The following is a 23,567-nucleotide window of genomic DNA, read 5'->3' as shown; positions in this document are numbered from 1 at the left end:
GCATTTCCCGGATTACTACCTCTGACGCCCCATGGCTCATTGGCCGACAACCATTTACCGCTTAGCTTGCATAGCCGCTTTTTCGTTTCGCGTCGATAAAAAGCAAAGCAGGAAGAAAGGTGGCACGGAGGATCTTAGGTCCCCTTCGCGTGATGCGCATTTAGAAAAGACATACCGGCGACGCGTATCATATGAAGGGACGGACTTTCTCTCCGAGCCCCTCCCAGCCAGCAGCAGCCATCAGGCCTTCGCCATCGAGCACCTCGCAGGCACGCTCCTGCCAGCGGATGAGGTTACGATTGGCGAGTTTTTTCAATGTCTTGTTGGTATGAACAATCGAAAGCCCCAACGTATCGGCCACATGCTGCTGCGTGATCGGAATCGACGGATGGCCGTTGAAGAGCTTCAACACCCTCCCGCGCTCAAATAGAAAGGCGATGAGGTAGGCGGCCCGTTCGAGCGCCGTCCGACGGCCAATGCTCAACAGGTGTTCGTCAAGGATGCGTTCCTCTTGGGCAGCAATCCAGGTGATGTCGAAGGCCAGAGACGCATGCTTGCTATAGAGGGTCATCAGCTTGTCGCGCTCGAAGACGCAAAGAGACACAGGCGACAACGCTTCGACGGAATGCTGCATTTCCCCCATGATCGTTCCCTGAAGACCGATTAGATCACCGGGCATTACATAGTTCAGGATTTGCCGGCGCCCGTCCTCCAGTGCCTTGTAGCGGAAGCCCCAGCCGGAAAGAACGGTGAACAGGTGCGCACTATGTGCGCCCTCGACGAGGATCGTGGCACCGGCATCCACGGCCAGCTCGCCTCTCTTGAACTTCGAAACGAATTCGAGCTCTTCGCTGCTGAACTCCCTGAACGTCGCGATCGCACGCAACGGACAGCGCTCGCACGGCGTTTTGAACGAGGAAGTGGGGCGCTGGGTCACCATACAGGCCCTTGTGCTCAAAGGAAGAGCGCCGCCGGATTTGGCGCGCTTCACATAGGAACACCCGAACCCCGAGGGTTGTTCCACACGGAGGCAATTTTTACTATAGAAACAAAGCTGTAGAAGGGTCGGCCCTACTTCGGAAAATCCAGCCCCATTTCGCGGAAGCGCTCGGGGTCATCGCCCCAGTTTTCGCGAACCTTCACGAACAGGAAAAGATGGACCGGCTGTTCGAGGATTTCGGAGAGCTCCCGTCGGGAGGCCGACGAGATCGCCTTGATGGTTTCGCCGCCCTTGCCGAGCGCGATTTTCTTCTGGCTGTCGCGTTCGACGTAGATCACCTGCTCGATCCGGACCGAGCCGTCCTTGCGCTCTTCCCACTTCTCAGTCTCGACATGCGATGAATAGGGAAGCTCCTGATGCAGCCGCAGGAACAGCTTCTCGCGGGTAATCTCCGCCGCAAGCTGGCGCATCGGCAGATCGGAAATCTGATCTTCGGGATAGTACCAAGGTCCCTCGGGTAGCGTCTTTGCCAGATAGTCCATGACGTCGTCGCAACCGGAACCATTCTCGGCCGAGATCATGAAGGTATGAGTGAAGTCAATCTTCTCGTTGGCGGCTGCCGAGAGCGCCAGCAGATCTTCGCGTTTGACGCGGTCGATCTTGTTCAAGACGAGGATTTTCGGCTGATGCACCTCCTTGAGGCCCTCAAGGATGGCTTCCGCATCACCGCGCAGACCGCGTTCGCTGTCGATCAGCAACATGATCAGGTCGGCATCCTTGGCGCCGCCCCAGGCCGATGTGACCATGGCGCGGTCGAGCCGCCGACGCGGCTTGAAAATACCAGGCGTATCCATGAACACGACTTGCGCATTGTCGTGGATCGCGATGCCGCGCACGATGGCGCGCGTCGTCTGCACCTTATGGCTGACGATGGAGACCTTGGCGCCGACCAGCCGGTTGACCAGCGTCGACTTGCCGGCGTTGGTCGCCCCGATCAGAGCGACGAAGCCCGATCGTGTCGCGCCCGCAGTTTCAGGGGCGTCATCCGCCATATCGTGTTCTTCCGTCATTTATCCCGTCAGTTTCCGGCAGAGGATTTCTGCCAAATGCCTTCGCGTTCCAGCATTCGTGTGGCTGCGACCTGCTCGGCAGCCCGCTTTGAGCGCTCAATGCCCGTTTCGGGCTGAACACCGGCGACCTCCACCGTCACCGTGAAGCGCGGATCATGATCCGGTCCGGTGCGTTCTTCAACCCGGTAGATCGGCGTGATGCCGAATTTGGCATGTGACCATTCCTGTAACTCGGTCTTCGCGTCGCGCCTCGCGCCGTCGGCGCGTGCTGCCCGCTTCTCCCAGAATTTCAGGATAAACCGGCGGGCAACTTCCAGACCGCCGTCGAGGTAGATCGCGGCGATGAGGCTTTCGACCACATCAGCGCGCACATTCATCATGCGCTTGCCAGTCAGCTTCTTGACGTCGGCGCCGGTGCGAATGAAGAGGTGCAGGCCGAGCTCATCGGCGACTTCCGCACAGGTATCGGCGCTGACGAGCTGATTGAGACGCACCGAAAGTTCGCCCTCTGTCGCCGCGCCGAACGTGCGGAAGAGCAGTTCCGCGACGCAGAGGCCAAGCACCCTGTCGCCAAGAAACTCCAGCCGCTCGTAGTTGCCGCCTTTTTGCGTGCGGGCACTGGCATGCGTCAACGCCCGATCCAGCCGCTCTTTCTCGGCGAACTCGTGACCGATCAGGGCTTCAAGCCTTGTCCGATCCGCCGCCGAGAGCGTCTGCGCCTTACTCATTCAACGCCCTTGAAAAGACGATCCCAACGCATGTTCGTCGGCCACTTCCAGATCTCGCCGAACGAGGTGTCGTTGCCGAGTGAGAAGAAGATGACGCTGGCGCGGCCGACCAGGTTCTCCGCAGGCACGAAGCCGACATCGAAGCGGCTGTCGAGCGAATTGTCGCGATTATCGCCCATCATGAAGTAGTGACCTTCGGGAACGATGAACTCGCGCGTGTTGTCGCCACGGGAAACCGGGGACTGGTCCAGTGTATCGTAGCTGACGCCGCTATCCAGGGTCTCGCGGAAAACCGGCACGTCCTGGCCCGGATCCTGCGCGTAGTCGGAATTGAACGTGCCATCCGGCACTTTCGGAACCGGCTTGCCGTTCACGTAGAGAACGCCTTCCGTGACCTGAATGTGGTCGCCGGGAAGACCGACCAGCCGCTTGATGTAATCGACATCGGGATTCGGCGGGAAACGGAAGACAACGATGTCACCGCGCTTCGGCTCACTCGCGAAGATACGGCCGCTGAACAGGTTCGGCGAGAAAGGCAGCGAGTACTTCGAATAGCCATAGGCGAACTTGTTGACGAAGATGTAGTCGCCCACAAGCAAAGTCGGCATCATCGAGCCGGAGGGAATGGTGAACGGCTGAAAAAACACGGTTCGGATAACCATCGCCAAAATCAGCGCCTGGGCGATGACCTTGATGTTTTCCCAAAGGGCGTTCGGCTTGGTTTCGACTTTTTCGGACACGCAGTCTTATTCCTTCAATGCACCGTCAAGGGCGCAACTCTTGTTTGCTTCTCTCTAGCGGCTTCGGCCGATTGCGGCAATGGCGCCAACATTAAAAGCGACTCTACGTCGCTGATCAGGCACTTTCCGGGATGGCCTCTATGATGACGAAGGCTTGGGCCAAGGGGTAATCATCGGTTATCGTCAAATGAATGGCAGCCCTGTGGCCCGCCGGCAGCATCGACTGCAGCATCTCGGCCGCCCCGCCCGTCAGCTTCATCGTCGGCTTGCCACTCGGCAGGTTCACGACGCCGAGATCCTTCCAGAAAACACCTTGCGCCATGCCTGTCCCAAGCGCCTTGGAGCAGGCCTCCTTGGCCGCAAAGCGTTTGGCATAGGAGGCCGCACGGTTGGCACGCCGGTCGGACTTCGCCCGCTCGACCTCGGTGAAGCAGCGATTGGTGAAGCGCTCGCCAAAGCGTTCGAGGGATTTCTCGACACGCCTGATGTCGATGAGATCGCTGCCGATGCCGATAATCATACGGTTTCCTGTACTGCGTCTAGCAGCCGCATGCGGGCACGCTCCATCAGACGCTCGCGGCGGCGCGTCTGGAAGCCCTTCACGGCGTAGAAGGTTCCGAAGTAGACGATGACGGAAGTCAGAAGCGCCGGCGGGATGGAGCCGATAAGCATCGGCTCGAGAACGGGGCGCCAGAGTTCGGAGAAATGCAACTCATGGAATAAAGCACCAAGATCGATCGCGTGCCCCTGCATCGTATCCTGACGAGCGAGCAGCAGGTGACCGATCTCCCAGGTCGCCCCCCAGATAAAGGGATAGGTCAGCGGATTGCCAAAAGCCGCGCAACCAAGCGCGGCGGCGACCATATTGCCGGAGAAGAGATAGCTGAGCACGAAGGCCATAACGAAATGAACGCCGATAAAGGGCGTCCAGGACACAAAAATCCCTGCGGCTACGCCCATGGCGACGGCGTGCGGCGACGCCGTCAAGCGCAGAACACGCATCGTGAAATAGCGGAGCGGCCGCAAGAATCCCTTGCGAGGCCAAAGCACCTCACGCACTTTCTCACGAAATCCAGCAGGTTTTCGACGTCGGAACAACATGGCGCGTATGTAGTGCAACCCGCACCGGCGTGACAAGAGCGTCAAACCATCTCAGTCACTATTTGCTTGCTGCAGTCTGCAACACTCACCAGGGGCGTGATATGCAATACGCCCCTTCTATTCTTCAAGTATAGATCCGATATTAGCGAATGCGGAACAGACCGCGATCAACCTGACGCTGACGATATTCAAGATCGATACGGTCAAACGAGCCGTTCAGGTAAGCCATTTCGCGTTCTTCAGCAGTCGGTGCGCGCAGTGCGCGGGCGATCTTCTTGATCGGTGTAAACATTTCTTTGCCTCATCTTCTGTTCGTTTCCTGATGACTGGAAGATAGGCGCTCACGGCAGCAATTACCAACGCTCTATCATAAGCGCAGCCATGCGCAGCACGCATATCTAGCCTTATATCAGTGCGATTTTCGTCACCAAACGATCACAAAATGTGCAGATGGCTCGCCAACCGGCTCTGTCGGCCTACTCGTAGAGCCGGCGGACCGTCGCGACGCATTCCAGATCCTTCATTTGAGCAAGCAGCTGATTCAACTGCCGAAGGTCCCACACCTCAACATCAAGCGTCATTTCGGTGAAGTCGGTTGCGACGCGCACCGTATTGAACACGCGGATATTGACGTCGACACCTGCAACGGTCTGTGCGAGTTTTGCCAACGTACCGGGCTCGTTCAAGGCATTGACCATGATCCGCGCCATGAATCGCGACTTGTTGGCCTCATCGAGATCCCAGCGAACATCGATCCATCGGTCCGGCTGATCATCGAAACGCTGCAGCGTCGGCGACTGTATCGGGTAGATCGTAATGCCGTTGCCCTTCTCCGTCGTATTCATGATCCCGACGATGCGGTCACCGGGTACGGCGCCTGTCGGCGCAAACTGCACATCGACATTGCTCGAAATGCCCCGGATGGGCATCGTATCCATACCGATATCGGCTTTGAGGTCTGCGGCCGCGCCGTCGACACCCGACTTCGCCTTGCCCGGTATCTTGAAGATCATGCCGGAGGCACTGCGAACATTGAACCAACCGTCGTCACCGCTCGGCTTGGCCGTCACGCGTTCTTCCAGATGGTCCGGATAAACGGCGCGCAACACATCGAGCGACGACATTTCGCCACGACCGACAGCGGCGATGGCGTCTTCGACATCCTTCTGCCCAAGCCGATGGAGCGCGGGCTTCATCGCTTCGCGCGAGAAGATCTTGCCGGCCCGCTCGAAGGTGCGCTCCAGAATGCGATGGCCGAGGCCGGCATATTGCTTGCGGATGGCCAATCGGGTGGCGCGGCGGATCGCGGCCCTCGCCTTGCCCGTCACGACAATCTCTTCCCAGGCTGCAGGCGGCACCTGCACGCCGGAGCGAATGATCTCGACCTCATCGCCATTTGCCAGCCGGGTCACGAGCGGCATGATACGACCGTTGATCTTGGCACCGACTGTCGTGTCGCCGATATTGGTGTGAACCGCATAGGCAAAGTCGATCGGGGTCGCGCCTCGCGGAAGCGCGATCAGTTTGCCCTTGGGCGTGAAGCAGAAGACCTGATCCTGGAACAGCTCGAGCTTTGTATGCTCCAGGAATTCCTCCGGGCTGTCTCCTTCGGCAAGCGCCTCGATTGTGTGTCGCAGCCATGAATAGGCGTTGGACTCACGCGACAGGATATCGTTGTCAGAGGTCGAAGCGGCATCCTTATAGAGCGTGTGGGCGGCGATACCGAACTCAGCGATCTCGTGCATCCGCTTGGTGCGGATCTGAAGCTCGATGCGCTGGCTGGACGGGCCGACGATCGTCGTGTGCAGCGAACGGTAGTCATTCTGCTTCGGCGTCGAGATATAGTCCTTGAAGCGCCCGGGAACCACGCGCCAGCGGGTGTGAACGATACCGAGAGCCCGGTAGCAAGCCGGAATATCATCGACGATGATGCGGAAGCCGTAGACGTCTGAAAGCTGCTCGAAGGACAGCGACTTCGACTGCATCTTGCGGAACACGGAGTAAGGCTTCTTCTGGCGTCCCTTGACGATCGCGCTATTCAGCCCGTTCGCAACGAGCAGATCGCCCAATTCGGTCTCGATCTTCTTGACCAGACCTTCGTTGCGCTTCGAAAGCTCCTCGAGCCGCCCGGTGACGGTCTCGTAGGCCTCCGGGTTGATGTGGCGGAAGGAGAGGTCTTCCAGCTCCTCGCGCATGTCCTGCATGCCCATGCGTCCGGCAAGCGGCGCATAAATATCCATGGTCTCCTCGGAAATGCGCGCACGCTTTTCCGGTGACATGTGATCCAGCGTTCGCATGTTGTGCAGACGGTCTGCAAGCTTGACGAGCAGCACACGCACGTCGTCTGAGATGGCGAGCAGCAATTTGCGCAGGTTTTCGGCCTGCTTGGCCTTCTTGGTGACGAGATCGAGCTTCTTGATCTTCGTCAGTCCCTCAACCAGCCGACCGATGTCCTCGCCGAAGAGTTCATCGATCTCGGCGCGCGTCGCCGTCGTGTCCTCAATGGTGTCGTGAAGCAGCGCGACGGCGATCGTCGACTCGTCGAGGTGCATGTCGGTCAGGATCGCGGCAACTTCCAGCGGATGCGAGATGTAGGGATCGCCGCTGGCACGCTTTTGTTGTCCATGCTTTTGCATCGCATAGACATAGGCTTTGTTCAGCAGGGCTTCGTTGGCGTCGGGCTTATATTTCTGAACCCGCTCCACGAGCTCGTACTGCCGCATCATCCCGAAACCACTCCATTAAAAAAGAAAAGCGCGCCAATCACGGATTGGCGCACATGATATGCAATAATATGCCGAAGCAATAACGGCGCAAGGTTGACGATTAGTAATCGTCGCTCTTTTCCGGCGGCACGAGGCCTTCGATGCCAGCCAGAAGCTCTTCTTCCGACATCTGGTCGAAGGTGATCGTTTCGGGAAGATCCTCTTGCTCTTCGCTATCAGCCGCAGCGACGCCGCCAGCTGCAATGAGGCTCGCCGGATCGGGCTCGGGCTCGTCGATTTCGACGTGCTTCTGCAGCGAGTGGATTAAATCTTCCTTGAGATCGTCCGGAGAAAGCGTCTCGTCGGCGATCTCGCGAAGAGCCACAACCGGGTTCTTGTCGTTGTCACGATCGATGGTGATCGAGGCGCCCTGGGAAATCAGCCGGGCACGGTGGCTGGCAAGCAGAACCAGCTCGAAGCGGTTCTCAACTTTATCAATGCAGTCTTCTACGGTGACACGGGCCATTGCCTGTCCTTTACGGTCGTGATCTCGGGATTAACACGCCCGATACAATTAAAACCGGACAAATTCAAGTTTTCATTGCGCGAAGCCCCAACCGGCGAAGACGGCGAATTTTGGAACGGAAAGCGGATTTCCACCAAAAGTTGCTTGGAATATCGCGAATCGTGCCCTAAATCTTTCTTATATGAATAGTTCATAAAGTAAGAATTGTTCCAAGCGACCGCATAACCCATTGTTTTCTTGGATTTTGACGGAAGCATCAAGATTGCTCACATTGGATTGGTACGCGATGTTTGATCCACGCGAAAAAATTGCTCTTTTTATCGATGGCGCCAATCTCTACGCTGCGTCCAAAAGTCTTGGTTTCGATATCGACTACCGCAAGCTGTTGAAGGCGTTTCAGAAACGCGGCTATCTCTTGCGCGCCTACTACTACACGGCGCTGATCGAAGATCAGGAGTACTCTTCCATTCGCCCGCTGATCGATTGGCTGGACTACAACGGCTACAAGGTCGTGACGAAGCCGGCGAAGGAATTCACGGATTCGATGGGCCGCCGAAAGATCAAGGGCAACATGGACATCGAGCTTGCGATCGACGCCATGGAGCAATCGGAAACCGTCGACCATCTCGTCATATTCTCCGGCGACGGAGACTTCACGACGCTTGTGGAGGCACTCCAGCGCAAGGGCCGAAAGGTCTCGGTCATCTCAACGATGGCAACGCAACCTCCGATGATTGCCGACGACCTGCGTCGCCAGGCCGATCATTTCATAGACCTTCTGTCCTTGAAGAGCGAAATCGGGCGGGATCCCTCGGAGCGACCACCGCGGCCGACCGAAACCGCGACGCCCACCGATCTGGAAGCTTAAGCCGATCAATGGAGTGCCATTACGTCCCGGTAGAAATGCCGGCCCGGATGTTGACTAGCCGTTGTCCTTGAGAAGACGGCTTTTCTGCCTATTCCAATCGCGCTCCTTCTCCGACTCGCGCTTGTCGTGCAGCTTCTTACCCTTGGCGAGCGCCAGTTCTATCTTTGCGCGACCGCGATCGTTGAAATAGATCTTCAACGGGACCAAGGTCATCCCTTCGCGATTGATCCCCGCCCGCAGGCGATTGATCTCGCGCCCCGAGAGGAGGAGCTTGCGGCGCCGGCGCGGCTCATGGTTGAAACGGTTTGCCTGCAGATATTCGGGCAAGTAGGAGTTGATGAGCCAGATCTCGCCATCCTCATCAGAGGCATAGGATTCCGCGATATTGGCCTTACCCTCGCGCAGCGACTTGACCTCGGTGCCCTTGAGCACCAATCCGGCTTCGTAGGTATCGATGATCTCATAGTTGAAGCGCGCCTTGCGGTTTTCCGCAACGATCTTCTTGACCACGCGCTCGCTGCCTTTGGGGGCCATGACACACATTCCAAATACTTGAGGGCGCGACTGCCGCGCCCTTTTCTCTTGCCTTCTATGTAAGGGAACATCGCCCGCCTGTGAAGGCAGGCTCGTGGCGTGTCCTAGTTCAGCAAGCCGGCATGGCGCATCGCGGCATCGATTGCCGTTTCCGTGGCAGGTTCCAGTGTCGAAACCAGCGGCAAACGGCAGTTGCGGCTCATCCGCCCGAGCTTTGCCAGGCCATACTTTGCCCCGCAGAGACCGGGCTCCAGGAAGATTGCCTTGTGCAGCGGCATCAGGCGATCCTGATATTCCAACGCTTTCGCGTAGTCACCGGCAAGTGTCGCAGCCTGGAACTCCGCGCAAAGCCGCGGCGCCACGTTGGCCGTCACCGAGACGCAGCCGACACCACCATGGGCATTGAAGCCGAGCGCGGTCGCATCCTCGCCAGACAGCTGCCTGAACTCCTTGCCGCAAGTCAGGCGCTGCTCGGACACGCGCTCGATCTTGCCGGTTGCATCCTTGACGCCCACAATGTTCGAGTGGGCCTTGGCAAGCGCTCCCATCGTTTCCGGCGTCATGTCGATCACCGAGCGGCCAGGGATGTTGTAGATATAGATCGGCAGCTTTACGGCATCGGCGATTGCCGAAAAATGCGCGATCAATCCCTTCTGCGTCGGCTTGTTGTAGTAGGGCGTGACGACAAGGATGGCATCCGCCCCGGCCTTCGCGGCGTGCTGAGCAAGTTCGATCGCTTCACGCGTATTGTTCGAACCGGCGCCGGCCATCACGGGTGCGCGCTTGGCTGCGGCTTCGATGCAGAGTTCCACCACCCGTTTGTGCTCGGCATGCGACAGCGTCGGAGATTCGCCGGTCGTACCGACCGGAACGAGACCGCTGCTGCCTTCCTTGATCTGCCAGTCGACATGGGCCGCGAACGAGGCCTCATCCACTTGTCCAGCATCAGTGAAGGGAGTGACGAGAGCGGGAATGGATCCCTGAAACATGCAGAACTCCTCATGGCCGAATTCACGCTTCGGCCGCATTCCTTGAATATTGGTGGGGCACCATAGTGCGGCGAAATCGCCGCGACAAGCGCGCATGGATCGGTTTAGGGCAAATTCCGCTAGCAAATGTGAACGAAGTTTACTGACTTTGGTAAGCTTTCGTTAAGATGGCTCCCGCCAAATGGACGGGCGTGTTTTCGTTGTGAGTGTCCCATGAAGAAAGCAGTCCTGATCCTGTCCGCCCTCGGCTTTACCGCCGCTGCGTGGAGCAGCGCCGCGTCTTCGCTTCCGAACGAGGACACCCCGGTTCCCGATGTAAAGCCGATCGGTTTTGTGCCGCAGACGACAATGCCGGAATCGATCGTCACCGGCTCGATTCCGCGCGGGCAGGCAATTGCACCCCTCAACAGCGATTTGAAGTCCGGCCTGGATGCGCTTTCGGACAACGATCCCCTGCAGGCGCTTTCCATCCGCGACCGGATGGGACGCGGGACACTGGACCGGCACATTCTGACATGGGCGATTGCTGTCTCCGGGCAGAAGGGCATTCCCTCGACGGAGATTGCGGCAGCGGCGCAGGAATTGCAGGGATGGCCAGGGCTCGCGAAACTACGGGCTTACTCCGAACGCGCTCTTTACGATGAAAACCCTGGCCCGACCGCGGTCTTGGCGGCCTTCGGGCAGACAGGGCCGGAGACGACTTCGGGCGCGATAATCCTTTCCCGTGCACTCGTCGCGACCGGCAAGCAGAGCCAGGCCGCGAAATACATTCGCAAGGTCTGGTGTGGCGAGACGCTGGATAAGCCGACCGAAGACAAGATTCTGGCGGAGTTTTCCCGTCTGCTCACACCGGCCGATCACAAGGCGCGAATGGACTACCTGATGTATCGCAATCACGCGGTGCAGGCCAAGCGCTTTGGCGACATGGGTCAGGCCCAGTCGCTCTACAAGGCCTGGGCTGCCGTGATGAGCAAGGCGCCCAATGCCGGCGCACTTCTTGCCACAGTCGATGGCAAGTGGAAGGGCGATGCCGGCTACCTCTTTGCACGCATTGAATACCTCCGAAAACAGGACAAATATGCGGATGCCGCCAAGCTGCTGCAGCAGGCGCCTCGCAATCGGGACGAACTGGTCAATGCAGGCGAGTGGTGGAACGAGCAGCGGATCGTCAGCCGAGGCCTGGTCGACCAGGGAGATTTCAAGGCCGCCTACAGGATCGTTGCCAGCTATGCCGCAGCGACGCCGACCGACATCGTCGAGGCCGAGTTCCACGCGGGCTGGTATGCCCTGCGCGGCCTGCAGGATCCGGCAGCGGCGCAGGCGCATTTCCGCAAGATTCTCGACTTTTCCAATGGACCGATTTCCGTATCGCGCGCCTGGTACTGGATGGGACGATCTGCCGAGGCCGGCGGACCTGGAAAGGCGTCCGAATTCTACGCGAAGGCCGCCAGCTATCCGACGACCTTCTATGGGCAGCTCGCCAGCGACAAGCTTGGCCGCAAGACATTGAATGTGAGCTATCCATCGCCGACCCAGGCCGACCGCCAGCGCTATCTGTCGCGTGAAGCGGTACAGGCCATTGCCCGTCTCGATGCAGCCGGCCATGGCTGGCGGGCCAAGGGCCTGTACCTGGCGCTCGCCGAGCAACTGCAGAGCCCCGGCGAACTTGCGGTTTTAAGTGCGCAGGCGGAGCGTTCAGACGACCACCATCTGTCGCTGCAGGTCGGCAAGATAGCCTACTCCCGCGGCGTCGACGTCGCGGCGCTGGCGTTTCCGCTTGGTGTTATTCCGACGAATGCCAACATCTCCGGCTCCGGCAAGGCACTTGCTTACGCGATTGCCCGCCAGGAAAGTGCTTTCAATCCGGCCGCCGTTTCAGCTGCAGATGCCCGCGGGCTGCTGCAAATCTTGCCGGGAACGGCGAAGGCCGTCGCCAAGCGCCACAACATTGCCTATTCCAAGGACCGGCTGACGGCAGACGCCGGCTACAATGCGACGCTCGGGGCGCATTATCTCGGCGAACAGATCGACGCTTTCGGCGGCTCCTACATCATGACCTTCATTGCCTACAATGCGGGTCCGAAGCGAGTACCAGAGTGGATCGGTCGCTATGGCGATCCACGCGGACAGTCGATCGATGCCATCGTCGACTGGATCGAGCGGATCCCCTTCCCCGAAACGCGCAATTATGTGCAGCGCGTGATGGAGAACTACGAAGTCTACAAGGCCCGGCTTGGCCAGCCGAGCGACATCGTCCGCGACCTGACCGACGGCCGCTCCTCCTGATCGCGATTTGCGAATATTGCCGGCCTCGCTAATCTGTCCTCTGCACAACGAGGACGATGAGCGTGGACACGGCAAGAGATGATCGATTCCGGGCGATAACCTACCTCACTGAGGATGGACTCACTTTATATGCGCGAGACTATGGTGGTCCCGAGCGTGCGAACCGGCTGCCGGTCATCTGCCTGCCGGGATTGACGCGGAATTCGCGCGACTTTCACCAGCTGGCACTGTTGCTGTCGACCGAGCCGGCGACGCCGAGACGTGTCATCACCCTCGATTCTCGCGGACGCGGCCACTCCGACTGGGATGCCGACAAGGCCAACTACACTCTCGGCGTCGAAACGCGGGATGTCATCTCGGCCTGCCAGCATTTCGCAATTGATCGCGCCATCTTCATCGGCACGTCGCGCGGTGGGCTGATTCTTCATCTGCTGGCGCAAATGAGGCCGGACTTGATCGCCGGTGCCATTCTCAACGACATTGGGCCGAAGATTGAGGCGGAAGGCCTGAAGCGGATTCGCGATTATCTCAATTCCGCCGCGCCGCCGCGCGACTGGCCGGAAGCGGTCGCGTTCCTCAAGGCCTGCGATGGCCGGTATTTCCCAGCCCTTGATGAGCATGACTGGCAGGAGATGGCGACGGCGATCTATCGCGACGTCGATGGCATGCCCGTCGCCGATTTCGATCCCGCCATTGCCGCCCAGGTGCAGATGATTGATTTCGACCAGCCGCTACCCGATCTCTGGCCGTATTACGATGGATTGGCTGCAGAACCACTGATGGTCGTCAGAGGAGAGCATTCCGATCTTCTCTCGGACAAGACGGTTGCGGAGATGAAAGCTCGGTATCCATCACTCGTGATAGTGGAGGCTCCTGGGCAGGGACACGCACCGCTGCTGCATCTGGAGCCAGTGTTCCAGCGTATCAGGCGCTTCCCTGCGGAAGCGTAGGGCCTGCTCCAAGGAAGCCCACTCGTGCAATGTCCCGCAAACAAAAAAGCCCGGCTCGAAAGCCGGGCTCCCCTGATTGACCAAAGTCAGATCAGATTAGAATGCACGCTGCAGGCGGAAGTAGCCGGTCGTGACGTCGTCGAGGTTGTCACCGTCGAGGTACTGAACCGAAGCCTTGGCGTAGAAGTTTTCTACGATCTGGTAGTCAACCGTCAGGCCGACCTTCCAAGCGTCGTCGCTGGTGAAGTCGGTCGTGTTCGTCACGCCGCCACCGCCGTAGCTGCCATTGCGGTAGTTGTCGAACCACTGAACGCCGGGGGTGATCTTCAGCTTGTCGGTCGCCTGGATGGCGTACTCAGCTGCGATCGTCCATTCGGATTCTTCGTAGTAGGCGTTCGGGCCAGATGCCCAAGCCGCTGCGAGGCCAAGCGTGCCCGGACCAATAGCAACCGTACCCATGGCGCGGATCGCGCCATCTTCGGTGTCGGTGTCATAGCCACCGATGACCTGGTAGGTGAAGGCACCAGCCTTGCCACCGATACCGAGAGCGATACCAACGTTGTTGGCGGTCTCGCCCTCACCGAACGAACCGTCAACGTTCGCAACATTGCGAGTGCCGTGGATGCTGTCTTCCAGTTCGTCAACCGAGATGCCGGCGTAGAAGTCGCCGCTCTCATACTGATAGCGGATCGAGTTATGCAGCGTCGAGCCGCTTGCCAGAACGTCGGTTTCGCCAGACAAACCATCATCCCACCAGCTGTAGAACAGACCAGCGCGGAAGCCAGCGATGTCGAGGTAAGCCGAGTCGAGGATCGTTTCCTGGAAGGTAGCGTTATCGGCATTGGCCTGCAGAACGATCACGCCAGTGAGCGGACCATACTCGGTGTCGCTCTTAGCCGTGAACTGAACCTGACCGCGGGTAACCGCATCCCAGTCAGACGTGCCAGGAGCGGCCTGGTCCGGTCCAACGTTAACCTGGAAACGGATGTAACCTTCGATCTTCAGGCAGGTTTCCGTGCCCGGGATGTAGAAGTAGCCGGTGCCGTAAGCGTCACAGACGCGGACGTATTCAACCGGTTCCGGCTCAGCAGCAACGATAGCGTCAGCAGCCTGAGCACCGGAAACTACTGCGAGAGCAGCAGCGGAGCCGAGAAGAAGGCTCTTGATGTTCATATTGACCTCCAATTCAAAGTTTCGATCGGGTCTGGGTTTTTCGCCGTTAGAGCAGCGTTCCCTGCCCCATCCCCATGTTTCAAGAAGTCGGACGATCAACCGCCCTCGCTTCCGAAGTTGAAAATACAAGACCGGGACTGTCACGCAATCACCAACTTGCCCGTTTGGGGTATTTGTCACAGCCTTCCCCATGCGCTGTTGCTGAAAGGTCACAAATGCGGCACGCGCCCCTGCCGTTTCTTTATACTTTGTTAAGAAACCCCTGATTCTGCGGGAATTTACCGGCATCGGGCAGCGGTGCGGGGCTGTGGATTGTGCCACATTGGAACCAGTTTCTCGCCAGATTCCCGTCTTTCATAGGAGACGCAGATGACAAGGAGTTGGCGGCGCCTCAGGCTGCAGCCTCAATCGGAGCAGAATCAGTTTCGCTGACTACGGATGATTCTCAATTCGATTCTGCTGACGCGAGATTCGGAGCGCCAAGCGCAGGGGTGGTAGGCGCCAAACGAAAGGGACAGTGCCTCGAGGGCGTGGTCATTGTCGAAACAAATTTGCCCGACCTGAGGTTTCGTACCGGAGATGGGTATTCGGCTTGCGCCCCATCTTCTGCGGTGATGCAGGGAGGTGCTGCGCTTCGAGCTGATGATAGAACGTGGTCTGTCCAAACAGCCACGAGCATCAGGAAAGGAAGCGCAGCATGAAGCACTTTATTGGCCTCGATGTCTCGGTGAAAGAGACCGCCGTTTGCATTATCGACGAATCCGGCAAGATCTGTCGTGAGGTGAAGGTTGTCAGCCACCCTGACGATCTCATTGCGGCGCTGAAGGGCCAGACCTGGAACGTCGAGCGGATCGGACTTGAAGCCGGACCTTTGTCGCAGTGGTTATTTGAGGGGCTGGCCAGGGCGGGATTGCCGGTCATCTGCATCGAGACACGCCATGTGAAGGCATTCCTGAAGGCGCAGCCCAACAAGACGGATCGCAACGATGCGCGCGGCATCGCGCAGATGATGCGCGTCAATCTGTATCGCCCAGTGCATGTGAAGACGCTGACGAGCCAGAGCGGCGGGCGCTCTTGGCGGCCCGCAAGCTGTTGCAGGAAAAGGCGATCGCCATCGAGAACGACATCCGCGGCCTTCTGCGCATTTTGGGCTGAAGGTTGGCGCCGTGGGCACGGCGAAGTTCGAAGAGCGCATTCGCGAGCTCACCGAAGGCATGCCCGATCTCGCGGCAATCATGGAGCCACTGCTTGCCGCCCGAGGGAAGCTGCGTACCGAATTTGCGCACCTCCACAGACAAGCTCTGGCGGTCGTGAAGGATGATGCCACCTGCCGGCGCCTGATGACGATCCCTGGTGTCGGCCCCGTGGTGGCGCTCGCCTATACCGCGACAATCGACATTCCGCAGCGCTTCAGAACTCCAAGGCGGTGGGATCGATCCTGGGACTAACGCCGAAGCTCCACGAGTCCGGGGAAAGCAAGCGCGTCGGCTGCATATCGCTATGCGGGGACGGCACGATGCGCACTTTGCTCTATGAGGCTGCCCAGCTGCTGACGCGCGTGAGGAAATGGTCGTGGCTGAAAGCCTGGGCGATGAAGATCGCCAAACCGCGCGGCATGGCGAAAGCGAAAGTCGCGCCCGCTCGTCGCCTAGCGGTCGTCATGCATCGCATGTGGCTCGACGGCACTGAATTCCGCTGGATGCGGGAAGCCCCCACATCAGCGAGCTGACAACAGGCCGGAAGGAGAAAGACACAAAGTTCCGCCAGCCGGCGGAAGGACGTCCTTCGCAGGACGATGGATGAGGCAAGTTCGAACCCATGTCTGTGCCGATCGCATCACGCGGTAATCACGTACCGGAGATTGAACCGCCTCAACCTCCTAACCCCATGCTGGGAGGGCGAAACGCCGATCCCGAAGAGAAGCGAGGACCTGCGGAAGATGTCATGCCCCGAAGAACCGGAGACGCTCGTAAGCGCTTGACCCCAACACGCCAAATAGAGAAGACATCGGTAACACTTTTCGCTTTTTGCGGGAGGTGTTGATGCCGTGGAAAGAGACTTCGGTGATGGAGCAACGTCTACGTTTCGTCGCCCGGCTTGAGGGCGAAGGCATGAGCGACGTGTGCCGGGAGTTCGGCATCTCGCACAAGACCGGCTACAAGATCTTCAACCGCCCGGAGGCGTTGACGGATCGCTCGGGGCGGCCAGTGCGCTATGCCAACCAGTTGCCCGCACCGGTGGAGGCGAAGATCGTCTCCTGCAAGAAGGACAAGCCGCATTGGGGGGCGCGGAAGATTCGCGAACTGCTTGTCAGGAAGCTTGCCGGCGACGTGCGTGTGCCCGCCAAAAGCACGGTGCATGCCATTCTCGACCGGCACGGACTGGTCGCTCATGCCCGCCAGCGACAGCGTTATCGGGCAGAGGGAACGGCCTTATCACAGGCCCTTTCGCCGAACGACGTGTGGTGCGCCGACTTCAAGGGCGAGTTCAAGCTCGGCGATGGTCGATACTGTTACCCATTGACGGTCACCGACCAGGTGTCACGCTACCTGCTCGCCTGCGAGGCCGTCGAATCGACAAAGGAGGTGGGTGTGTTCGAGGCGTTCCGCCGATAGTTTGCCGAACATGGCCTGCCAAGCGCGATCCGTAGCGACAACGGCCTGCCGTTCGCCAGCCCCAACGGGCTCTACAATCTGTCGAAGCTGTCGGTCTGGTGGCTGAGGCTCGGCATCGGCCTCGAGCGCATCAGGCCGGGCCATCCGCAACAGAATGGCCGGCATGAGCGCATGCACCTGACACTCAAAAGGGAGGCGACGCGCCCACCCGGCAGGAACATCCTGCAGCAACAGGCCCGCTTCGATGCATTCGTCAGCGAATTCAATACCGAACGGCCGCACGAGGCGCTGGATATGAGAGCCCCTGCAGACATCTACACAACATCAGCGCGGATCTATAACGGACTGCCCGAGATCGACTACCCGTTCCACGACAGAGATGCGCTGGTGACCAATTGCGGCCGCATCTGCATCTATCGCAAGATGATCAACATCTCGACCGTGCTGGCCGGCCAGAAACTGGGCATCGAGGAAGTCGACGACGGCATTTGGCTCGTCAGCTTCATGCACTATGATCTCGGATATATCGACCTGGAGCAGAGGACTTTGCAAACCATCGACAACCCGTTCGGCACGAGGTTGTCACCGATGTCTTAGGGACGATCTGTTACCTATGTCTCCGGGCCGGACAAGTGATGTGATGGCGGAGAGGAAGGGATTCGAACCCTCGATACGCTTTTGACGTATACTCCCTTAGCAGGGGAGCGCCTTCGACCACTCGGCCACCTCTCCGGTGGGAGCCTGATAGAGTCATTCGACAGGTGACGCAAGCGCTTTTTCGGCTTTTTCACCTGATGCTGGGGCTACTCAGTTCAACAGCTGTTTGAGATCGGCGGATGCATCGGCAATAATCGCCTTGTCGGGATTGATCCCGGCTTCCAGCATCTTCTTGCCGCTGACATAGGCCTTGGCGTCATTGATCGCATCGACGGCGATGAACGACCCGTTCTTGAAATACCAGATCGAGTGCGCGCCGTCGCGCGCTCCCGGGCGCAGGACCGTATCGTCATAGCCCATATTGAAGCCGGCGATCTGCAGCTTCACATCATACTGATCAGACCAGAACCAGGGCCTGGGATCATATGCTTCGTTGCCGCCCGCAATGATGGCGGCAACGGCCTCCGCCTGGTCGACAGCGTTCTGCACCGATTCGAGACGGATGCGCCCGCCTTGCCACGGCAGGACCGCGCAATCACCGGCAGCAAAAATCGAGGGGTCGGATGTGCGGGCAAATTCGTCCACGATGATCCCGTTGGCGACCTCGAGACCGGCCTCCTTGGCGAGCTGGTCGTTCGGGACGACGCCAATGCCGACGACCACGAAATCGACCTCGATTGTAGACCCGTCTGAGAGCTCTGCGGCGATGACCCTGCCATCATGGCCGACAAGGTGTTTTAGTCCGGTCTTCTCTCGGATGACGACATCATGCGCTTCGTGAATCACGCGCATGATGTCGGCCGTCTCCTTGGCGGCGACGCGCTGGAGGATTCGGTCGGCCATCTCGATGACCGTGACCTCGAGACCACGGTGGCGGGCGACGGCAGCTGCCTCTAGTCCGATATAGCCTCCGCCGATGATAAGGACACGACGACCCGGGCGCATTTCATCGGCCAGCAAATCGGCATCGCGCTTATCGCGCGCCACATAGACGCCTTCGAGATCTCCGCCGATCGACGCCGGCAGCGCGCGCGGCGTCGATCCGGTCGTCAGTGCCAGAGTACCGTAGTCGAGCGAAGAGCCGTCCTGCAGCAGCACCTGCTTCTTGTCGCGCACGATCTGCTCAGCCCAGGTGGAAAGCCTGATCTCGACATTGTTGTCGCCATACCAGTGTTCCGGCCGGAACAGCAGGCGATCGAACGTCATCTCGCCGAGCAGATATTTCTTCGTGAGCGGCGGCCGCTGATAGGGCAGCGCATCTTCGGCTCCGATGATGGTGATGGGTCGCATATCCTTGAGCGCGCGCAGTTTCGCGGCCAGCGCAAAGCCCGCCTGCCCCGCGCCGATGATCACCAATCTGTCCGTCACGTTCCCACTCCCAGCATCCATTCGCGCGTTCCAGCAAAGGCCTAGCCCCTACCCCCAGCGCCGTCAACCGGAAGCTGATCGACCTCAGTCGATCTCGATCCAGCGGCGCTCGTGGAACGACTGTGCCATGGCGTGAACGGACTTCTCTATCCTAAGACCGTCTTCGAATGTCACGATCGACGACGGCTCACCGGAAACTGCGCGGATCAATTCGCGGCATTCGATGATTTTCAGGTCGTTGAAGCCGAGCCCGTGGCCTGGCGCCGGAATAAAACGATCGTAGGGTTGGTGAGCCGGGCCGGCGAGTATCTTGCGGAAGCCCTGTTCGGAGCCGCGGCCTTGCGCCTGGTAGAGCTCGAATTCGTTCATGCGCTCTTGATCGTAGGCAATCGAGCCCTTCGAGCCGAAGATCTGCAGCGCGATTCGACCTTTTCGCCCCCAAGCGGCGCGGTTCGCCATCAGCACAGCAGAGATGCCCCCGCCGAGGCGCATCAGAACATTGGCCGCATCGTGATTCTCGACGTCGCGACGGCCACCCTCCCTCAGCGGTCGGCTGTCGTACGGCTTCACCATGTCCGTGATAACAGCCTCCACGTGACCGAACAGATACCAGAGCAGCGACAGCGGATGTACGGCGAAATCATCCAGAGCGCCGTAGCCGCCAGAAAGTTCGCTCTTCCAATAGAAGAAGACATGGGGATCGGCCATGAAGTCCTCGTCCATCTCGACGCGGATATGATTGACGGCACCGATCGCCCCTTCCTCGATCAGCGCCTTGATATGCCGCATCACGGGATTCTGGATGTAGTTGTAGCCGAGAACGGCAACCTTGCCCGAGGCCCGTGCCGTCTTCAGCATGCGCTCGGCATCGGCGTACGCCGGCGCCATCGGCTTCTCGCACCAGACATGCTTGCCCGCGTCGAGCGCGGCAATCGCCATCTCGGCATGGAACTGGTTCGGCGTCGTGACGGAAACGACGTCGACTTCGGGATCGGCGATCAGCGTGCGCCAATCGGCCGTCGCCTTTTCGAAACCGAATTCGGAGGCGCGCTTCCCGGCAAGCTCGGCATTGGCTTCGGCCAGATGAACCAGGCGCGGGCGCTCGACGTCACCGAAGACGGTTTTGACCGCATTCCACGCCAGGGCATGGCATTTGCCCATATAGCCGGTGCCGATCAGGCCGATTCCCAGTGCTTTCATCATATCTCCTCCAGATGCCGAGTGGTTTTTGGAATATTTAGATCATTTTGACAAGCGCCCCTGCCGCGCACGCTTGCGCCACGAAACTTGAGAACCGTTCAAAACTCTTGGATTTCAAGGCAATAAAAACAATTGGGTTCCGGTATGAAAATCATTTATGGTGATCATTGTGGAATGTTTATTTCGTTCAATGGACCGCATGCATGGACAGTGACAGCAAAACGACCGCTAGGGTTCCGCGCGACTTCGAGAGCCTGCGCAGCATCATCATCGAACGCAAAGCAAACATGCCTAAGCGCCTTGCACAGGTCGCGGCTTTTGCGCTCGGCAATCCTGATGAAATTGCATTCGGCACGACGGCAAGCATCGCGGCGGCATCCGAGGTGCAGCCGTCGACCCTCGTGCGCCTCGCACACCATCTCGGTTACGTGGGCTTCTCGGACCTGCAGAGTATCTTTCGCGAGCGCCTTCGCGACCGCACACTGTCATATGAAGAGCGGCTCGTGACACTGGAGAAGGCAAGCGGCGAGGACGAAGATGCCAGCCTGCTATCCGGCTTCATTTCCGCCGCAAGCCAATCGATCAACCGGCTGGCGGCCACGGTGCAGACGGACACCTTTGCCAAGGCAGTCGAGATTCTCGCGGCTGCGGAGACGATCTACCTGATCGCCAAGCGGCGCTCCTATCCGCTGACTGCGCATATGACCTACGCCTTCTCGAAGCTGAATATCCGGCACCAGATCGTCGCTTCGCCAAACGGCGTCGATCCGGAGATGGTGCAATTCGCGACGCCGAACGATGCGGCAATCGCCGCAAGCTTCTCGCCCTATGCCGCCGATAGCCTGAGCCAGGCGGAAGCACTGGCGGATCGCGGCGTGCCTGTCGTCGCCATCACCGATTCGGCTTTTTCGCCGCTTGCTGCTCGCGCCACCTGCTGGTTCGAGGTGGCGGAGGCGGACTTTGCCGGTTTCCGCTCGCTCTCGGCCTCGATGGCACTGACGATGGCCCTGCCAGTCGCCATTGCCGAGCGGCGGCGGAAAAGAACTCACGCAAAATCGGTGAAATGAAAAATGGAATAAACATTCCGAATTGACAACAATACGGAACCGATGTTTCATTACTGGCAATCGGCAGGCATCAAGCCGTAGCTAAAATCTAGCGGGAGGACATCATGGCACAACCGAACCCGGGCTCGCAGCCGGAGCCGTCGCTTGACGTGATCACCATCGGCCGCTCCTCGGTCGACCTCTACGGGCAGCAGATCGGTTCGCGGCTTGAGGATATCGGCTCCTTTGCCAAGTCGGTCGGAGGCTGCCCCGCCAACATTGCCATCGGAACCGCGCGCCTCGGACTCAAGTCCGGCCTGATCACCCGCGTTGGCGACGAGCAGATGGGTCGCTTCATCATCGAGCAATCGGCGCGTGAAGGGGTCGAGACGAAAGGTATCAGGACCGATAAGGAACGCCTGACGGCGCTGGTGCTTCTCGCCGTCGAGGCCGAAGGCGTTTCGCCGATGATTTTCTACCGCTCGGATTGTGCCGACATGGCGCTCGATGAAGGCGATATCGACGAAAGCTTCATAAAATCGTCGCGCGCAGTGCTGGTGTCGGGAACGCATTTCTCCCGACCGAACACCGAAACCGCGCAGCGCAAGGCAATCCGAATCGCCAAGGCCAACGGCCGCAAGGTGATCTTTGACATCGACTATCGGCCGAATCTCTGGGGTCTCGCGGGCCACGCCGAGGGCTTCGAGCGCTATGTGAAGTCTGACCGCGTCTCATCTAAGATGAAGGAAACGCTTCCAGACTGCGATTTGATCGTCGGAACCGAAGAGGAAATCCTGATTGCCTCCGGGGCCGACGACGTGCTCGGCGCACTCAAGGAAATCCGCCGCCTGTCGCCGGCAACGATCGTTCTCAAGCGCGGCGCCATGGGCTGCATCGTCTATGACGGTCCAATCAGCGACAATCTGGAAGACGGCATTGTCGGCGAAGGTTTCCCCATCGAGGTGTTCAACGTGCTCGGCGCCGGCGACGCCTTTATGTCCGGCCTCTTGCGCGGTTGGCTGAAGAACGAGCCGCTGAAGACCTGCGCCACCTGGGCCAACGCCTGCGGCGCCTTCGCCGTTTCCCGCCTGCTCTGCTCGCCGGAATATCCGACCTGGGCCGAGCTCGATTTCTTCCTGAAGCACGGCAGCAAGCATCGCGCGCTGCGCAAGGACGACGCGATCAACCACATCCATTGGGCCTCGACCCGCAAGGGCGATATTCCGCTTCTCATGGCGCTTGCGATCGACCATCGCTCGCAGCTCACAAGCGTCTGCGACGAGCTCGGCGTCGATTACAAGAAAATCGTCGCCTTCAAGCGCCTTGCCGTTCAAGCCGCCGCGCGTGTCGCGGATGGCCGCAATGGCTATGGAATGTTGATCGATGAGCGCTTCGGGCGCGACGCCTTCTTCGATGCGGCGACCAAGAACTTCGCCTGGATCGGTCGCCCTGTGGAACTGCCGGGATCAAAGCCGCTGCGCTTCGAGTTCAGCCAGGACATCGGCTCGCAGCTCGTAGAATGGCCGCTCGACCATTGCATCAAGTGCCTGTGCTTCTACCATCCGGATGATCCGGCAGCACTGAAGACCGAGCAGCAGGAAAAGCTGCGCACGCTATTCGAGGCCGCTCGCAAGGTCGGCCGCGAACTGCTCATCGAGATCATTGCAAGCAAGAACGGGCCGTTGACGGACGATACGATCTCGACGGCGATGGAAGAGCTTTATGCACTTGGCATCAAGCCCGACTGGTGGAAGCTGGAGCCTCAGGCCTCGACGGCTGCCTGGAAGAAGATCGACGCCGTGATCGCCAAGCACGATCCCTGGTGCCGCGGCATCGTGCTGCTCGGCCTTGAAGCGCCGGCCGACGAGCTGGTGAAGGGCTTCGAGGCGACGCTGGCCGCCCCTTCCGTCAAAGGCTTTGCCGTGGGGCGGACGATTTTTGCCGATGCGGCACGCGCCTGGCTGTCCGGCAAGATGAACGACGAGGAGGCGATCGCCGATATGGCCGGACGCTTCCGCCAATTGACCGAGGCCTGGTTGAAAACCCGCGGCCTACATTAATTAGAGCATTT

Annotated in this window: 19 protein-coding genes, 1 tRNA gene and 2 pseudogenes; 7 read left to right on the top strand and 15 right to left on the bottom strand. The window is 59.3% G+C overall.

What is annotated here, in order from left to right; all coding sequences use genetic code 11:
- Nucleotides 1-187 precede the first annotated feature (187 nt).
- The 9 genes from LPU83_RS44935 to rpoZ form a co-directional block, all read right to left on the bottom strand.
- Entirely contained in the window at nt 188-940 is a 753-nt protein-coding gene (locus LPU83_RS44935) for a Crp/Fnr family transcriptional regulator (RefSeq protein ID WP_024313689.1), read from the bottom strand.
- A 131-nt stretch (nt 941-1,071) separates the two neighbouring features.
- Nucleotides 1,072-2,010 (bottom strand): GTPase Era, encoded by a 939-nt coding sequence (gene era, locus LPU83_RS44930; RefSeq protein WP_024313690.1) that lies wholly within the window; start codon nt 2,008-2,010, stop codon nt 1,072-1,074.
- A gap of 8 nt (nt 2,011-2,018) precedes the next feature.
- Nucleotides 2,019-2,738 (bottom strand): ribonuclease III, encoded by a 720-nt coding sequence (rnc, locus tag LPU83_RS44925; protein ID WP_024313691.1) that lies wholly within the window; start codon nt 2,736-2,738, stop codon nt 2,019-2,021.
- Entirely contained in the window at nt 2,735-3,478 is a 744-nt protein-coding gene (gene lepB / locus LPU83_RS44920) for a signal peptidase I (RefSeq protein ID WP_024313692.1), read from the bottom strand. The genes rnc and lepB overlap by 4 nt, the downstream gene beginning before the upstream one ends.
- A 115-nt stretch (nt 3,479-3,593) precedes the next feature.
- Entirely contained in the window at nt 3,594-3,998 is a 405-nt protein-coding gene (gene acpS / locus LPU83_RS44915; RefSeq protein ID WP_024313693.1) for a holo-ACP synthase, read from the bottom strand.
- Nucleotides 3,995-4,579 (bottom strand): DUF2062 domain-containing protein, encoded by a 585-nt coding sequence (locus tag LPU83_RS44910; RefSeq protein WP_024313694.1) that lies wholly within the window; start codon nt 4,577-4,579, stop codon nt 3,995-3,997. The genes acpS and LPU83_RS44910 overlap by 4 nt, the downstream gene beginning before the upstream one ends.
- Before the next feature lie 142 nt (nt 4,580-4,721).
- On the bottom strand, nt 4,722-4,871 hold the full coding sequence (locus tag LPU83_RS44905) for a DUF3563 family protein (RefSeq protein WP_065814341.1): 150 nt from the start codon (nt 4,869-4,871) through the stop codon (nt 4,722-4,724).
- A 184-nt stretch (nt 4,872-5,055) separates the two neighbouring features.
- Nucleotides 5,056-7,305: a RelA/SpoT family protein gene (locus LPU83_RS44900; RefSeq protein ID WP_024313695.1), complete on the bottom strand. Its 2,250-nt coding sequence runs from the start codon at nt 7,303-7,305 to the stop codon at nt 5,056-5,058.
- Nucleotides 7,306-7,405: 100 nt separating this feature from the next.
- Nucleotides 7,406-7,810 carry a DNA-directed RNA polymerase subunit omega gene (gene rpoZ / locus LPU83_RS44895; protein WP_016553376.1) on the bottom strand — a complete coding sequence of 135 codons (405 nt, stop codon included), beginning with the start codon at nt 7,808-7,810 and terminating at the stop codon, nt 7,406-7,408.
- Between the two features lie 286 nt (nt 7,811-8,096).
- On the opposite strand from rpoZ, the gene LPU83_RS44890 reads away from it, so the two are divergent.
- Nucleotides 8,097-8,678: a LabA-like NYN domain-containing protein gene (locus LPU83_RS44890; RefSeq protein WP_024313696.1), complete on the top strand. Its 582-nt coding sequence runs from the start codon at nt 8,097-8,099 to the stop codon at nt 8,676-8,678.
- Between the two features lie 54 nt (nt 8,679-8,732).
- On the opposite strand, the gene smpB is transcribed toward LPU83_RS44890, so the two are convergent.
- Nucleotides 8,733-9,212: an SsrA-binding protein SmpB gene (smpB, locus tag LPU83_RS44885; protein ID WP_024313697.1), complete on the bottom strand. Its 480-nt coding sequence runs from the start codon at nt 9,210-9,212 to the stop codon at nt 8,733-8,735.
- 104 nt (nt 9,213-9,316) lie between these two features.
- Nucleotides 9,317-10,201, bottom strand: a complete 885-nt coding sequence (gene dapA, locus LPU83_RS44880) for a 4-hydroxy-tetrahydrodipicolinate synthase (protein WP_024313698.1) — start codon at nt 10,199-10,201, stop codon at nt 9,317-9,319.
- Between the two features lie 213 nt (nt 10,202-10,414).
- Here dapA and LPU83_RS44875 point away from each other — a divergent pair, with 213 nt between their 5' ends.
- Both LPU83_RS44875 and LPU83_RS44870 read left to right on the top strand, forming a co-directional pair.
- Nucleotides 10,415-12,487 carry a transglycosylase SLT domain-containing protein gene (locus tag LPU83_RS44875; protein WP_024313699.1) on the top strand — a complete coding sequence of 691 codons (2,073 nt, stop codon included), beginning with the start codon at nt 10,415-10,417 and terminating at the stop codon, nt 12,485-12,487.
- Between the two features lie 62 nt (nt 12,488-12,549).
- Nucleotides 12,550-13,437 carry an alpha/beta fold hydrolase gene (locus tag LPU83_RS44870; protein ID WP_024313700.1) on the top strand — a complete coding sequence of 296 codons (888 nt, stop codon included), beginning with the start codon at nt 12,550-12,552 and terminating at the stop codon, nt 13,435-13,437.
- 96 nt (nt 13,438-13,533) lie between these two features.
- Here LPU83_RS44870 and LPU83_RS44865 read toward each other — a convergent pair whose 3' ends face one another.
- Complete coding sequence (locus LPU83_RS44865) at nt 13,534-14,610, bottom strand: porin (protein ID WP_024313701.1); 1,077 nt, start codon at nt 14,608-14,610, stop codon at nt 13,534-13,536.
- Between the two features lie 697 nt (nt 14,611-15,307).
- On the opposite strand from LPU83_RS44865, the pseudogene LPU83_RS44860 reads away from it, so the two are divergent.
- Together LPU83_RS44860 and LPU83_RS44855 are read left to right on the top strand one after the other, a co-directional pair.
- A pseudogene (locus LPU83_RS44860) lies at nt 15,308-16,339 on the top strand (IS110 family RNA-guided transposase).
- A 313-nt stretch (nt 16,340-16,652) separates the two neighbouring features.
- Nucleotides 16,653-17,822, top strand: a pseudogene (locus LPU83_RS44855) (integrase core domain-containing protein).
- 44 nt (nt 17,823-17,866) lie between these two features.
- Here LPU83_RS44855 and LPU83_RS44850 read toward each other — a convergent pair.
- From LPU83_RS44850 to LPU83_RS44840, 3 genes are all read right to left on the bottom strand, one after another.
- Nucleotides 17,867-17,957 (bottom strand) — tRNA-Ser (locus tag LPU83_RS44850).
- Nucleotides 17,958-18,032: 75 nt separating this feature from the next.
- Nucleotides 18,033-19,250, bottom strand: a complete 1,218-nt coding sequence (locus tag LPU83_RS44845; RefSeq protein WP_024313705.1) for an NAD(P)/FAD-dependent oxidoreductase — start codon at nt 19,248-19,250, stop codon at nt 18,033-18,035.
- 84 nt (nt 19,251-19,334) lie between these two features.
- Nucleotides 19,335-20,450, bottom strand: a complete 1,116-nt coding sequence (locus LPU83_RS44840) for a Gfo/Idh/MocA family protein (protein WP_024313706.1) — start codon at nt 20,448-20,450, stop codon at nt 19,335-19,337.
- Nucleotides 20,451-20,653: 203 nt separating this feature from the next.
- Here LPU83_RS44840 and LPU83_RS44835 point away from each other — a divergent pair, with 203 nt between their 5' ends.
- Entirely contained in the window at nt 20,654-21,517 is an 864-nt protein-coding gene (locus LPU83_RS44835; protein WP_024313707.1) for a MurR/RpiR family transcriptional regulator, read from the top strand.
- A 104-nt stretch (nt 21,518-21,621) separates the two neighbouring features.
- The gene (locus LPU83_RS44825; RefSeq protein ID WP_024313708.1) at nt 21,622-23,556 is read left to right on the top strand and encodes a bifunctional 5-dehydro-2-deoxygluconokinase/5-dehydro-2-deoxyphosphogluconate aldolase; all 1,935 of its coding nucleotides are present in this window, start codon (nt 21,622-21,624) and stop codon (nt 23,554-23,556) included.
- Nucleotides 23,557-23,567: the final 11 nt, after the last annotated feature.

It is taken from the genome of Rhizobium favelukesii (genome assembly GCF_000577275.2).
Lineage (GTDB): Bacteria > Pseudomonadota > Alphaproteobacteria > Rhizobiales > Rhizobiaceae > Rhizobium > Rhizobium favelukesii.
The sequence above is the reverse complement of the archived record's forward strand: the minus strand, read 5'-3'. Positions and strand labels throughout refer to the sequence as shown.

Coding starts and splice junctions, on each gene's coding strand:
- smpB (WP_024313697.1), bottom strand. CDS start 9,212: ATGGCCCCCAAAGGCAGCGAGCGCGTGGTCAAGAAGATCGTTGCGGAA.
- acpS (WP_024313693.1), bottom strand. CDS start 3,998: ATGATTATCGGCATCGGCAGCGATCTCATCGACATCAGGCGTGTCGAG.
- LPU83_RS44875 (WP_024313699.1), top strand. CDS start 10,415: ATGAAGAAAGCAGTCCTGATCCTGTCCGCCCTCGGCTTTACCGCCGCT.
- rpoZ (WP_016553376.1), bottom strand. CDS start 7,810: ATGGCCCGTGTCACCGTAGAAGACTGCATTGATAAAGTTGAGAACCGC.
- era (WP_024313690.1), bottom strand. CDS start 2,010: ATGACGGAAGAACACGATATGGCGGATGACGCCCCTGAAACTGCGGGC.
- LPU83_RS44865 (WP_024313701.1), bottom strand. CDS start 14,610: ATGAACATCAAGAGCCTTCTTCTCGGCTCCGCTGCTGCTCTCGCAGTA.
- LPU83_RS44900 (WP_024313695.1), bottom strand. CDS start 7,305: ATGATGCGGCAGTACGAGCTCGTGGAGCGGGTTCAGAAATATAAGCCC.
- rnc (WP_024313691.1), bottom strand. CDS start 2,738: ATGAGTAAGGCGCAGACGCTCTCGGCGGCGGATCGGACAAGGCTTGAA.
- LPU83_RS44905 (WP_065814341.1), bottom strand. CDS start 4,871: ATGTTTACACCGATCAAGAAGATCGCCCGCGCACTGCGCGCACCGACT.
- LPU83_RS44910 (WP_024313694.1), bottom strand. CDS start 4,579: ATGTTGTTCCGACGTCGAAAACCTGCTGGATTTCGTGAGAAAGTGCGT.
- LPU83_RS44935 (WP_024313689.1), bottom strand. CDS start 940: ATGGTGACCCAGCGCCCCACTTCCTCGTTCAAAACGCCGTGCGAGCGC.
- LPU83_RS44825 (WP_024313708.1), top strand. CDS start 21,622: ATGGCACAACCGAACCCGGGCTCGCAGCCGGAGCCGTCGCTTGACGTG.
- dapA (WP_024313698.1), bottom strand. CDS start 10,201: ATGTTTCAGGGATCCATTCCCGCTCTCGTCACTCCCTTCACTGATGCT.
- LPU83_RS44840 (WP_024313706.1), bottom strand. CDS start 20,450: ATGAAAGCACTGGGAATCGGCCTGATCGGCACCGGCTATATGGGCAAA.
- LPU83_RS44890 (WP_024313696.1), top strand. CDS start 8,097: ATGTTTGATCCACGCGAAAAAATTGCTCTTTTTATCGATGGCGCCAAT.
- LPU83_RS44835 (WP_024313707.1), top strand. CDS start 20,654: ATGGACAGTGACAGCAAAACGACCGCTAGGGTTCCGCGCGACTTCGAG.